Annotated in this window: 11 protein-coding genes; 8 read left to right on the top strand and 3 right to left on the bottom strand. The window is 69.0% G+C overall.

What is annotated here, in order from left to right:
• Positions 1-9 precede the first annotated feature (9 nt).
• Positions 10-1,617: a class I adenylate-forming enzyme family protein gene (locus VH569_RS21880; protein ID WP_423317892.1), complete on the top strand. Its 1,608-nt coding sequence runs from the start codon at positions 10-12 to the stop codon at positions 1,615-1,617.
• Positions 1,618-1,715: 98 nt separating this feature from the next.
• Here the strand turns inward: VH569_RS21880 and VH569_RS21875 are convergent, their stop codons facing one another.
• Entirely contained in the window at positions 1,716-2,411 is a 696-nt protein-coding gene (locus tag VH569_RS21875; protein WP_423317891.1) for a TetR/AcrR family transcriptional regulator, read from the bottom strand.
• Between the two features lie 149 nt (positions 2,412-2,560).
• Here VH569_RS21875 and VH569_RS21870 point away from each other — a divergent pair, with 149 nt between their 5' ends.
• Genes VH569_RS21870 through VH569_RS21850 form a run of 5 tightly spaced genes read left to right on the top strand, consistent with a single transcriptional unit; the run spans position 2,561 to position 6,716 of the window.
• On the top strand, positions 2,561-3,328 hold the full coding sequence (locus tag VH569_RS21870) for an SDR family NAD(P)-dependent oxidoreductase (protein WP_423317889.1): 768 nt from the start codon (positions 2,561-2,563) through the stop codon (positions 3,326-3,328).
• A 17-nt stretch (positions 3,329-3,345) separates the two neighbouring features.
• Positions 3,346-4,542 (top strand): acyl-CoA dehydrogenase family protein, encoded by a 1,197-nt coding sequence (locus VH569_RS21865; RefSeq protein ID WP_423317887.1) that lies wholly within the window; start codon positions 3,346-3,348, stop codon positions 4,540-4,542.
• Positions 4,539-5,594 carry a phosphotransferase family protein gene (locus VH569_RS21860; RefSeq protein WP_423317886.1) on the top strand — a complete coding sequence of 352 codons (1,056 nt, stop codon included), beginning with the start codon at positions 4,539-4,541 and terminating at the stop codon, positions 5,592-5,594. Before VH569_RS21865 ends, VH569_RS21860 begins: the two co-directional genes overlap by 4 nt.
• 28 nt (positions 5,595-5,622) lie before the next feature.
• Positions 5,623-6,006: a DUF6285 domain-containing protein gene (locus VH569_RS21855; RefSeq protein ID WP_423317885.1), complete on the top strand. Its 384-nt coding sequence runs from the start codon at positions 5,623-5,625 to the stop codon at positions 6,004-6,006.
• Complete coding sequence (locus VH569_RS21850; protein WP_423317883.1) at positions 6,003-6,716, top strand: histidine phosphatase family protein; 714 nt, start codon at positions 6,003-6,005, stop codon at positions 6,714-6,716. Before VH569_RS21855 ends, VH569_RS21850 begins: the two co-directional genes overlap by 4 nt.
• A 12-nt stretch (positions 6,717-6,728) precedes the next feature.
• On the opposite strand, the gene VH569_RS21845 is transcribed toward VH569_RS21850, so the two are convergent.
• Positions 6,729-7,667 (bottom strand): LysR family transcriptional regulator, encoded by a 939-nt coding sequence (locus VH569_RS21845; protein ID WP_423317881.1) that lies wholly within the window; start codon positions 7,665-7,667, stop codon positions 6,729-6,731.
• Positions 7,668-7,770: 103 nt separating this feature from the next.
• Between VH569_RS21845 and VH569_RS21840 the strand changes: the two genes are divergently transcribed.
• Together VH569_RS21840 and VH569_RS21835 are read left to right on the top strand one after the other, a co-directional pair.
• Entirely contained in the window at positions 7,771-8,535 is a 765-nt protein-coding gene (locus tag VH569_RS21840; RefSeq protein WP_423317879.1) for an SDR family NAD(P)-dependent oxidoreductase, read from the top strand.
• Positions 8,536-8,692: 157 nt separating this feature from the next.
• The gene (locus tag VH569_RS21835; RefSeq protein ID WP_423317877.1) at positions 8,693-11,440 is read left to right on the top strand and encodes an HAD-IC family P-type ATPase; all 2,748 of its coding nucleotides are present in this window, start codon (positions 8,693-8,695) and stop codon (positions 11,438-11,440) included.
• Here VH569_RS21835 and VH569_RS21830 read toward each other — a convergent pair.
• Entirely contained in the window at positions 11,427-11,903 is a 477-nt protein-coding gene (locus VH569_RS21830) for an L-2-amino-thiazoline-4-carboxylic acid hydrolase (RefSeq protein ID WP_423317876.1), read from the bottom strand. The two genes, VH569_RS21835 and VH569_RS21830, sit on opposite strands and share 14 nt — an antisense overlap.
• Positions 11,904-11,929: the final 26 nt, after the last annotated feature.

The raw sequence follows: 11,929 nt of genomic DNA, 5'->3' as shown, positions 1-11,929 counted from the left end.
AGGAGCGGCATGGCCTGGCCGGACGGGATCGGCGTTTCCAAACGGCGCGAGCTGCTTTTCGGCACGCGCCTCGTACCGTGCTACAGCGAGCGTCCGTCCACCATCGACGCCATGTTCCGCGCCGCCGTCGCGCGCCGGCCGGATGGCGAAGCGCTGGTGGATGGGGAGCGGCGTTACAGCTATGGGCGGCTGGATGCGCTGGCGACGCGCGCCGCCGCGTGCCTGCTGGCGCAGGGCGCCCGGCCGGGCGACCGCATGGCGCTTGTCCTGTCCAACCGCGCGGAGTTCCTCATCGCCCTGCTGGCGGCGGCCCGCGCCGGCATCGTCGCGGTGCCGGTCAGCGCGCGGGAGCAGCGGCCGGGCATCGCCGGCATCCTGAACGACTGCGGCGCCTCCATCCTGATCCATGACTCGGGCCTCGCAGACCGGATGCCCGACGCGGTGGAGGTGCCGTCGCTCATTTCGCGCTTCTCCGCCGGCGGAGCGGTGGACGGCTGCCAGCCCTTCGAAGCGCTATTGGAAACCGACGCCGACCTTCCGCAGTCCGCGGAGCCGCAGCGGGAGGAGGACATCGCCGTCATCCTCTACACCTCCGGCACCACCGGGAAGCCGAAGGGCGCGTTGCTGTCGCATGTGAACATCATCCACTCCGCCATGCATTTCGAGGAATGCTGGGACTATCGCGAGGGCGAGCGGGCGGTGCTGGCGGTTCCGGCCTCGCACGTCACCGGGCTGGTCGCTGTCGTCATGGCGATGATCCGCGTCGCCGGCTGCACCGTGATGATGCCCGCCTTCGATGTCGCCGGTTTCCTGGAACTGGCGAGCCGGGAGCGCATGACCACCACCGTGCTGGTGCCGGCCATGTACAATCTCTGCCTGCTGCGCGCCGATTTCAGCCGCTACGACCTGTCGTCCTGGCGGATCGGCGGCTTCGGCGGCGCCCCGATGCCGGAAGCAACGGTGGAGGCGATGGCGGAACGGCTGCCCGACCTGCATCTGCTGAACGCCTACGGTTCGACGGAATGCGCCACCATCATCAGCGTGGTTCCCATCGGCCACACCCGCGCCTGCCTGGATTCGGTCGGCATGTGCGTGCCCTGCGGCGACCTGCGCATCGTCGACGATCAGGGCCGCGAATGCCCGCCGGGGGTGAGCGGCGAGGTGTGGATCCGCGGTCCGATGACCATCCGCGGCTACTGGAACCGCGAGGATGCCACCCGCGACAGTTTCGTGGATGGCTATTGGCGGTCCGGCGACATCGGCACACTGGACGGGCGCGGCTATCTCCGACTTCACGACCGCAAGAACGACGTCATCAACCGCGGCGGCCACAAGATCTACAGCGTGGAGGTCGAAAACCTGCTGGTCCGCCATGCGGACGTGGTGGAGGCGGCGGTGGTCGCCCATCCCGATCCGGTGCTGGGCGAGAAGATCCACGTCTTCGTCATTTCAAAGTCCGGCAGCCTGACCGAAGACGACGTGCGCGACTTCTGTCGCGCCAGCCTCGCCGAATACAAGGTGCCCGATTACGTCACGCTGCTGGGCGACGCGCTGCCGCGCAACGCCAACGGCAAGGTGACCAAGCGGGTGCTGCGCGATCGGGTGTCCACGATCTAGAGTCTGTCTGGTGCTTATTGAAGCACCAGACAGACTCTAAGCTTTTGGTTTTCCGTGTGATTCACGCTTCAAGCGATTCCGCTTGAAGCGATCACACTCTAAGCCCGCCTCGGCCCCACCGCCGCCTCGACGAAGGCGATCAACTGCTCGGCATAGAGGTCGGGCGTGATGCCGCGGCGGCGGTGCTTGGCGCGCTTCACGTACCAGTCCTGCAGCATCGGCTTGATCAGCGCCGCCGTCATCGTCACGTCGGGCATGGCGAACAGGCCTCGGGCGACTCCGTCGGCCAGCGCGTCGGCGATCATGCTCTCCGTCAGCATCTCGCTGGTGACGGCAAGGTCGCGCCCGTCCTTGGGGAAGGACTTGGCCTCCATATAGGCGAAGACGAACCAGGGATGCATGGTCTCGGTCAGGAACAGGTGGGTGCTGAGCAGCCAGCGCAGCCGGGCGGCCGGGTCGTTCGCCAGCCCGTCGGGCGGGTGGCCCAGCACCTCCTCCACCACGCTGACGACCTGGCCCAGGATCATCATCAGCAGCGTGTCCTTGCTGTCGAAATAGGCGTAGAGCGCCCCCATGCTCAGCCCCGACTGCTCGGTCAGGTCGCGCAGGCTGGTGGAGTGGAAGCCCTTGCGGTTCGCCAGCATCAGCGTGGTTTCGACGATGCGCGCCAGATTGCCGATGGCGACCGCCGGCTTCTTCACCCGGATGGTCGCGGCATGCCGCTCCAGGATGCGGGCGCACAGCGCCTCCATCGACAGATCGTGCCGTGCCTGGAAGTCGCGCAAGCTGTTCATACCGGCTGTCCTATCGTTTGCGATGCTGATCGTTCTTGCACATCGTCGGCGCCAAGGATATAAAGCGAGCGCTCGCTCGATTTTTCAAGAGTGCCGATCGGGGCCGTGCCCCGCCGCCTCGCCAAACGATCCCGACCATGGGAGGAAGCATGAGCGTCTCCATCGATCTGACCGGCAGGACGGCACTGGTCACCGGCGCCTCCAGCGGCCTGGGCCGCCACTTCGCCGGTGTCCTGGCGAAGGCGGGCGCCCGCGTGGCGCTGGCCGCCCGGCGGACCGAGGCGCTGGCCGAAACGCGGTCCGCCATCGAGGCCGCCGGCGGCAGCGCCGTTGTCGTCGCCATGGACGTCACCGACCCCGCTTCCGTCGCCGCCGCGGTGGGGGAGGCGTGGGGGGCGCTGGGCCGCATCGACATCCTCGTCAACAATGCCGGCGTCACCGCCACCCGTCCCTTCCTCGACATGGGCGAGGAGGACTGGGACCGGGTGATCGATACCAACCTGACCGGCTGCGCCCGCGTGGCACGCGCGGTGGCGCAGCACATGCGCGACGACAAGCAGGGCGGGACCATCGTCAACATCGCCTCCATCCTCGGCATGCGGGTGGCGGGGCAGGTCTCGTCCTACATCGCCGCCAAGGGCGGGCTGGTGCATCTGACCAAGGCGATGGCGCTGGAGCTGGCGCGCCACAACATCCGCGTCAATGCGCTGTGTCCCGGCTATGTCGAGACCGAGTTGAATGCCGATTTCTTCGCCAGCGATGCCGGCAAGGCGCTGGTCAAGCGCATCCCGCAGCGTCGCCTCGGCCGGCTGGCCGATCTCGACGGGCCGCTGCTTCTGCTGGCGTCGGATGCCGGCGCCTACATGACCGGATCGGTTCTGGCCGTCGATGGCGGCCATCTGGTTTCCTCCCTCTGAACGAACGGAGCGGTTCAATGGATTTCACCCTTCCCGCGGAGCTGGAAGACTACCGCCGCCGCGTCCGCGCCTTCGTCGAGGACGAGATCCTTCCCGTCGAGGCCGACCGCGCCAACTGGGACGAGCACGAGAACATCGCCGAAGCGCCGCTGGCGGCGCTGCGCGCCAAGGTGAAGGCGGCCGGGCTGTGGACCCTGCAACTGCCGAAGGAGGTCGGCGGCCACGGCCTGCCGATGGTCGGCGTCGCCGCCTGCTACGAGGAGATGAACCGCTCCATCTTCGGCCCGGTCTCCTTCAACGCCGCCGCACCCGACGACGGCAACATGCGGCTGTTGAGCATGGTCGGCACGCCGGCCCAGAAGGAGCGCTGGCTCGCCCCCATCGTCGAGGGACGGGTGCGCAGCGCCTTCGCCATGACCGAACCGCATCCGGGCGGCGGCTCTGACCCGTCGATGATGAAGACCAGGGCGGAGCGCAAGGGCGACCGCTGGGTGGTGACGGGTCGCAAATGGTTCATCACCGGGGCCGACGCGGCGCAGCACTTCATCCTGATGGCGCGCACGTCGGACGATCCGCGCAAGGGGCTGACCGCCTTCCTGTTCGACAAGGACCAGCCCGGCTGGCGCATCGAGCGCCGCATCCCGATCATGGGGCCGGAGGAGCATGGCGGCCATTGCGAGCTGATCTTCGACGGGCTGGAAATCCCGGACGAGAATGTGGTGATGAAGGTCGGCGACGGGCTGAAGGTGACGCAGATCCGGCTCGGCCCGGCGCGGCTGACCCACTGCATGCGCTGGACCGGCCTCGCCAAGCGCTGCCTGGAGATCGCCGGCGCTTATGTGAAAGAACGCGAAAGCTTCGGGATTTCGCTGGCCGAGCATGAGGGCGTGCAGTGGATGCTGGGCGAGACGGCGATGCAGATCGAGATCGGCCGGCTGCTGACCATGAAGGCGGCGCATGCGCTGGACAGCGGCAGCTTCGCCCGCAAGGAGGTGTCGATGGCCAAGGTCCAGGTCGCCGACACGCTGTTCAAGGCGGCCGACACGGCGATCCAGCTTTGCGGTGCGCGCGGTTATTCGAAGGACACGGTGCTGGAATGGATCTACCGCTACGCCCGGCAGGCCAAGCTGGTCGACGGCGCGTCGGAGGTCCATAAGATGGTGCTGAGCCGCAGCTACCTCGCCGAGGGCGACGATTTCTGGGGCTGGCGATGAGCGGCGGCGGGAAGGCCGGTCTTGACACCGGCCTCATCGATGCCGGCCGGAAGGCCGCTCTCGAAAGCTGGCTGGCCGGACAGGCCGGGGCGCGGTCGGTCACCGTCATCGACGAGGGGCGGCTGAGCGGCGGCGCCATCTCGCTCAACCTCGCGGTGACGCTGGAAATCGACGGCGGGCCGCAATCTGGCCGCCATCCTTGCGTGCTGCGCACCGGATCGGCGTCCGGCGTCTCGGCCAGCCTGGGCAAGGCGGAGGAGGCCGCGGTCCTGCGCGCCGTCTTCGCCGCCGGCGCCACGGTGCCGGAGCCGCTGTTCGTCGGTGCCGATCCCGCCATGCTGGGGGCGCCCTTCTACATCATGCGGCGGGCGACGGGCGTCGCCGCTGGCTTCCGCATCGTCAAGAGCGAGGAACCGCGGCGCGAGCTGGCCCGTGAACTCGGCCGGCAGCTTGGCCTGATCCACCGGGTGCGGCCCGGTGCGGAAGGGCTGGAGTTCCTGGCGCGGCCGGAACCGACGGCAGCCTTGCAGGCGGTGGCCGATTTCCGCCGCTGGGCCGGGCGCTACGCCGCCAGCGATCCGGTGCTGGCCTATGGGCTGCGCTGGCTGGAGCGCAACGCGGTGCCGGCCGGCGACCTCGTGCTGTGCCATCGCGACTACCGCACCGGCAACTATATGGTCGATGGTGACCGACTGACGGCGATCATCGACTGGGAGTTCGCCGGCTGGTCGGATCCGATGGAGGATCTGGGCTGGTTCTGCGCCGCCTGCTGGCGGTTCGGCCGCAACGACCGCGAGGCCGGCGGCATCGCCGAACGCGCCGACCTCTATGCCGGCTACGAGGAAACCGCCGGACGCGAGGTGGATCCTGTCGCCGTCGCCTATTGGGAGGCTGCGGCCTGCATGCGCTGGGCGGTCATCGCCATTCAGCAGGCCGACCGCCACATCTCCGGCACCGAACCGTCGCTGGAACTGGCGCTGACCGGCCGGATGCTGCCGGAGATCGAAATGGATTTGCTGCGCCACCTCGACGCCGTCGAGGCCGCGCCATGATCGGAGACGCCATGATCGGAGACGGGGCATGATCAACGACGATCCCGGCGCCCGCGATCTGGTCGCCATCGCACTGCGCAGCTTTCGCGAGGCGATCCTGCCGGTGGTGCCGGCCGACCAGCGCTTCACCGCACTGATGATCGCCAACGCGCTGGGCACGGCAGAACGGGAATTGGCCGCCGGCACCGGTGCCGAGCCCGCCCTGGCCGTTGCCGTCGGCGACCTGCTGGGCGAAACCGGCGATCTGCCGACCCTGCTGCCGCGGCTCTGCGCCGCCATCGATGCCGGGCGCTTCGACGCACCGGACCGGCAGTCGGCCTTGCGGGCAGTCCTGACGGACATCACGCTGGCAAGGCTGGCGGTGAGCAATCCCAAGCGGCTGTCCGCGGAACGGCGGGAACCCGGCCGATGAGCCTGTTTCCACCCCTGGAAGGAACGGTTGCCCGCCGCCGCCTCTACCTGCTGCGCCACGGTCACGTCGCCTATTACGATGCCGACGGCAAGCCGCTGAATCCGAAGCTTGCCGCGCTGACCGACCGCGGCCGGGAGGAGGCGCGGACGGCGGGTGCCCTGCTGGCCGGGGTGCCGCTGGACCGTGTGCTGTGTTCCGGCCTTGCCCGCACACGGCAGACGGCGGAACTGGTGGCCGCTCCGCATGGGCTGCCGGTGGAGGACGATCCCAACTTCCTGGAAATCCGCGCCGGCCGCCTGTCGGAAGTGCCGAAGGAGCGGCGCGAGGCCGCCTATGTCTATGGTTTCGAAGCGGCGGCGGAGGATGGACGTTTCGCCGGTGGCGACGGCTTCGCCGCTGTGCGCGACCGGGTGGTGGCCGCCATCGAGGCGCTGGTGCGGCAACCGGACTGGACCCATCTGGCGCTGGTCGCCCATGACGGGGTGAACCGGATGCTGCTGTCCTGGGCCTGCGGCGCCGGCCTGTCCGCCCTGTCGGCCTTCGAGCAGGATTACGGCTGCATCAACATCATCGACATCGACGTGACGGCCGACCGGGTGGTCCGCCGCATGATCCGCGCGGTCAACCTGACGCCCGGCAATCCGGCGAAGATCGGCCTGCACCGCAGCAGCCTGGAGGAGGCCTTCGGCCCGTTGCTGGCTCTGGATTGAAGCCCCAAACCCTTATTTATCCGATTTCATGCCGTCGATCTGACGTCGCCAGACCGGTTCCGACAGGTGTTCGATCAGGAAATCGGCCAGTACGCCGACCTTGGCCGGCCGTGCGCGGGCCGACGGCGTTATGAAGTAGAGGCCGCCCTTCGGTAGCGACCAGTCGGTCAGGATGGCGGTCAATGTTCCGTCGGCCAGATGCTCCGCCGCCATGAATTCCGGCAGCTCGGCGATGGCCAGCCCTTCCAGCAGCATCGGCACCAGCGCGTCGGAGTTGGTGACGCGCAGCGGGCCGGATGGGGTGACGCTCTCCTCCTCGCCAGCGCTGTTGGTGAAGTGCCAGATGTCCTGGCGCCGGCGATAGGCATAGCCCAGGCAATGGCGGCCATCCAGCTCGCGGGGATGCCGTGGTTCGCCATGGCGGGCGAGATAGCTGGGGGCGGCGAGCACCAGTTGCGACACCCCGCACAGCCGCCGCGCCACCAGCGCGCTGTCCGGCAGCACCGCGACGCGCAGGGCCGCATCGAAGCCATCCCCGACCAGATCGACGACAGCGTCGCTCAGGTGCAGGTCGATGGAGATCTCCGGATAAAGGCGGAAGAAGTCCGGCAGCAGCGGCGCCACCCAGCGCAGCCCGAAGGACATCGGCACCGCGAAGCGGATCAGGCCGCGCGGGCGGCTGGACATCTCGCGCACCGCATTCTCCGCCGCTTCCGCCTCGTCATAGAGGCGGGTCGCCCGCTCCGCCAGGGAATGGCCGAAATCGGTCAGGGCCAGCCGGCGGGAGGTGCGGTTGAACAGCCGCGCGCCCAGCCGCTCTTCCAGCCGGCTGACCGCGCGCGACACGGTGGCGACCGAAACCCCCATGGCGCGGGCCGCACCGGCGAAGGAGCGCTCCTCCACCACCTTGGCGAACATCGCCAGCCCTTCGAAATCCGGCAGCTTCGACATCGCCAATCCTGCAACGATGGTTTTCAGTCATTTCTATTTCGATAAGATGGTGCCGTCGATAGCTTTGTCTCCAGCGAACAACCCAATTCCAAGGAGACTTCAGATGTCACGCAAGCTTGACGGCAAGATCGCCCTCGTCACCGGCGCCAACAGCGGCATCGGCCTCGCCGCGGCCAAGCGCTTCGCTGCCGAAGGCGCCACCGTCTATCTCACCGGCCGCCGCCAGACGGAACTGGAGGCCGCGGTCGCGGCGATCGTTGCGGCCGGCGGCAAGGCGACGGGGGTGCAGGCGGACTCTTCCAACCTCGCCGATCTCGACCGGCTCTATGCCCAAATCCAGAGCGAGGCCGGCCGGCTCGACGTGCTCTATGCCAATGCCGGCGGCGGTGGGATGCTGCCGCTGGGCGCCATCACCGAGGAACAGTACGAGGACACCTTCAACCGCAATGTGAAGGGCGTGCTGTTCACCGTGCAGAAGGCGCTGCCGCTGCTTGGCAAGGGCTCTTCGGTGATCCTCGCCGGCTCGACCGCGGGCAGCATGGGCACGGCGGCTTTCAGCGTCTACAGCGCCAGCAAGGCGGCGGTGCGCAACTTCGCCCGCAGCTGGATCCTGGACCTGAAGGATCGCGGCATCCGCATCAACACCCTCAGCCCCGGCCCGATCCGCACGCCGGGTCTGGTCGAACTGGCCGGTCCGGACGCCGCGCAGCAGCAGGGGTTGGTCGACTATCTGGCCGCCCAGGTGCCGCTGGGCCGTGTCGGCGACCCGGACGAGATCGCCAAGGCCGCCGTCTTCCTGGCCTCCGACGACAGCAGCTTCGTCAACGGCATCGAACTGTTCGCCGACGGCGGCATGGCCCAGGTTTGACCGCTCAGCTGTGATCGTGGTCTGAGGACTCGTCGCGTCCGCTCCGTTGCCGGCCACCATGCGCCGGTTGCGGAGCGGACCAGCCGGTCTAATCCCTTCTCCCGGCATGGGTAAGGTGTCATCCTTGAGGTCAGAATCCTCCGGGGAGGCAGATCGCATGCCACCGCTGGCAGACACAGGCCCAGGCGTCTCCGCACCGCAGAGCAAGCCGCACGAAGCTCCCTGGCACGCGCTGGAAGCCGGCGCCGTTGCCGAACGGCTCGGCAGTCCGGCCGACGGGCTCGACAGCGCAGAGGCGGCGGCGCGGCTGGCACGTTTCGGCCCCAACCGCCTGACACCGCCGAAACGGCGGCCGGCCTGGATGCGCTTCGTGGCGCAGTTCCACAATCTGCTGATCTATGTGCTGCTGGCATCGGGCACGGTGGCGCTGCTGCTGTGGCACTGGACGGATGCCGGGGTGATCTTCGGCGTCGTGCTGGTCAACGCGCTGATCGGCTACATCCAGGAGGACAAGGCCGAACAGGCGCTGGAGGCCATCCGCACCCTGCTGTCGCCCCAGGCGGTGGTGCTGCGCGACGGCCATGCCGTGACCCTGGCGGCGGAAACGCTGGTGCCGGGGGACCGCGTGTTCCTGGTGTCCGGCGACCGGGTGCCGGCCGACCTGCGGCTCGACCGCACCAAGGGCCTGCTGGTGCAGGAAGCGGCGCTGACCGGCGAATCCGTGCCCACCGCCAAGTCCGCCGCACCCGTTGCCGCCGATGCGGCCCTGGGCGACCGCGGCGGCATGGCCTATGCGGGCACGATGGTGGTGCAGGGGCAGGGCACCGGCATCGTGGTGGCGACCGGCGACGCAACGGAGGTTGGGCGCATCGGCCATCTTCTGGCCTCGGTCACGACGGTGGCGACGCCGCTGCTGGTGTCGATGGCGCGGTTCGGCCGCTGGCTGACCGGCGGCATCCTGCTGCTGGCGGCGGTCACTGTCCTGTTCGGAATGCTGGTATATGGCGAGCCATGGCAGGACATGGTGCTGACCGCGGTCGGGCTGGCGGTGGCGGCGATCCCGGAAGGGCTGCCGGCAGTGATGACCATCACCATGGCGGTGGGCGTGACCCGGATGGCGCGGCGCAACGCCATCATCCGCCATCTGCCGGCGGTCGAGATGCTGGGGAGCGTCCGCACCATCTGCACCGACAAGACCGGCACGCTGACCCGCAACGAACTGCTGGTGACCAGCATCGTGACTGCCGACGCCAGCTATCGCGCCGGCGGCAGCGGTTATGCGCCGGAGGGCGAGATCGGTCGCAGCCTGGATGGAGACTGGCGGCTGGTCGATCCGGCCGGGGAACCGCTGCTGCTGGACCTGGCGCGTGCCGCCCTGCTGTGCAACGACGCCGCCCTTTACCGCGACCCCGGCGGCGCGTGGCAACTGGCCGGCGACCCGACCGATGGTGCGCTGCTGGCGCTGGCGATGAAGGCGGGGCTGGACCCGGCCGGCGAGGCGACGCGCTTCCCGCGCCGCGACGCCTTGCCCTTCGAATCCGAACGCCAGTACATGGCGACCCTGCATCACGACCATGCCGGCCACGGCATCCTGGTGGTGAAGGGGGCGCCGGAGCGGGTGCTGGCGCTGTGTGAGCGGGAACGGCGCGGCGCCGGCACGGCGCCGGTGGACCGGCTGCATTGGTCCGCCGTGACCGCTGAACTGGCCGGGCAGGGCCAGCGCGTCCTGGCGCTGGCGATGCGCCGCACATCGGTGGAGCTGTCGGAACTGAACGTCGAGGATCTGGGGGAGGCGGGGCTGGAACTGCTCGGTCTCTGCGGCCTGATCGATCCACCGCGGGAAGAGGCGCTGGTTGCGGTCGCGGCCTGCCGGCAGGCCGGCATCACGGTGAAGATGATCACCGGCGACCATGCCGCCACCGCCGCCGCCATCGGCCGGCGCTTCGGCCTGCCGGACGGCGTCATCGGCGGGCCGGAGCTGGACCGGCTGGACGAGGCCGGCTTCGCCGCCGCGGCGCAGGCCAACAGCGTCTTCGCCCGCACCACCCCGGAACACAAGCTGCGCCTGATCGCTGCGCTCCAGGCGGCGGGCGACACGGTCGCCATGACCGGCGACGGCGTCAACGACGCCCCGGCGCTGAAGCGCGCCGACATCGGCGTCGCCATGGGCCGCAACGGCACCGAGGCGGCGAAGGAGGTGGCGGCGATGGTGCTGGCCGACGACAATTTCGCCTCCATCGTCCATGCGGTGGAGGAGGGGCGCACCGTCTACGACAATCTGCGCAAGACCATCCTGTTCATGCTGCCGACCAACGGAGCGCAGGCGGTGGTGATCCTGCTGGCGGTGCTGTCGGGCAGCATCCTGCCGATCACGCCGGTGCAGATCCTGTGGGTCAACATGGTGACCGCGGTGACGCTGGGGCTGGCGCTGGCCTTCGAGGCGCCGGAACCCGGCGTCATGGCCCGCCCGCCGCGCCCGCGCGACGAGCCGATACTGACCGGCCGGCTGGTGCGGCGGATGGTGGTGGTGCTGGCCCTGCTGGTGGCCTCCAGCTTCGGCTTCTTCCACTTCCACCGCTTGCAGGGCGATGGCATCGAGGAGGCGCGGACCATCGCCGTCAACGCCCTGGTGGTGGGCGAGATCTTCTTCCTGCTCAGCGCCCGCGACCTGCATGGGCGGGCTGGGCTGCCGTCCGCCCTGGCCGGCAGCCGGCCGGTCTGGCTGTCCATCGCGGTGATGACCCTGCTGCAGCTGGCCTTCACCTATGCGCCGCCCTTGCAGTCCCTGTTCGGCACGGCTGCGGTCGGCGTCACCGCCTGGGCGGGGATGGCCGCCGTCGGCGCCGCGCTGTTCGTGCTGATGGAGATCGAAAAGCGGCTGACCGCTGCGCCTACTCCTCCTTAACCTCGAAGCGATAGCGGAAGTCGCAATGGTCGGCGCCCTGCATGATGGTCTGCGTGCGCTCCATCTTGATGCGCGGGTCGTAGCCGGTGCAGAAGGCGGCGTCGCGGTTGCACGACAGCAGGTGCCCGATCGACCCCAGCCCCATCTCCCGGTACATCTCGGCGTAGCGGCAGCGGGTGACGTTGTAGTCGAAATGCGTGTCGTCCTGCCGCTTCACATCCAGCTGCAGCGCGTCGTCCTTAGTCCACAGCGGCTGAAGATCGGCGAAGCTCTTCAGGCTGGTGCCCTCCGGCTCGGTCTCGGCGAAGGACTTGGCGGCGGCAAGGGCCGCCTTGGTAATCGCCGCGCCCAGGATCTCCTGTGCGGTGGCTTCACCCAGCCGGGCGGCCATCTCCTCATAGACCGGCTTCAGGATTTCCGCCTCGATGCGGCGGCGTTCGAGGATGCCCATGGTCTGGGTCATGACTGGCTTCCTTCCGTGAGGTGGCG

The sequence above is a fragment of the Azospirillum sp. 11R-A genome, assembly GCF_049472615.1.
In the GTDB taxonomy this organism is placed as follows: Bacteria; Pseudomonadota; Alphaproteobacteria; order Azospirillales; family Azospirillaceae; genus Azospirillum; species Azospirillum palustre.
This window is presented reverse-complemented; position numbering and strand designations above follow the sequence as displayed.

Bases quoted from the DNA above. Each gene is read 5' to 3' on its own strand.
- VH569_RS21880 (WP_423317892.1), top strand. From the start codon at position 10: ATGGCCTGGCCGGACGGGATCGGCGTTTCCAAACGGCGCGAGCTGCTT.
- VH569_RS21875 (WP_423317891.1), bottom strand. From the start codon at position 2,411: ATGAACAGCTTGCGCGACTTCCAGGCACGGCACGATCTGTCGATGGAG.
- VH569_RS21870 (WP_423317889.1), top strand. From the start codon at position 2,561: ATGAGCGTCTCCATCGATCTGACCGGCAGGACGGCACTGGTCACCGGC.
- VH569_RS21865 (WP_423317887.1), top strand. From the start codon at position 3,346: ATGGATTTCACCCTTCCCGCGGAGCTGGAAGACTACCGCCGCCGCGTC.
- VH569_RS21860 (WP_423317886.1), top strand. From the start codon at position 4,539: ATGAGCGGCGGCGGGAAGGCCGGTCTTGACACCGGCCTCATCGATGCC.
- VH569_RS21855 (WP_423317885.1), top strand. From the start codon at position 5,623: ATGATCAACGACGATCCCGGCGCCCGCGATCTGGTCGCCATCGCACTG.
- VH569_RS21850 (WP_423317883.1), top strand. From the start codon at position 6,003: ATGAGCCTGTTTCCACCCCTGGAAGGAACGGTTGCCCGCCGCCGCCTC.
- VH569_RS21845 (WP_423317881.1), bottom strand. From the start codon at position 7,667: ATGTCGAAGCTGCCGGATTTCGAAGGGCTGGCGATGTTCGCCAAGGTG.
- VH569_RS21840 (WP_423317879.1), top strand. From the start codon at position 7,771: ATGTCACGCAAGCTTGACGGCAAGATCGCCCTCGTCACCGGCGCCAAC.
- VH569_RS21835 (WP_423317877.1), top strand. From the start codon at position 8,693: ATGCCACCGCTGGCAGACACAGGCCCAGGCGTCTCCGCACCGCAGAGC.
- VH569_RS21830 (WP_423317876.1), bottom strand. From the start codon at position 11,903: ATGACCCAGACCATGGGCATCCTCGAACGCCGCCGCATCGAGGCGGAA.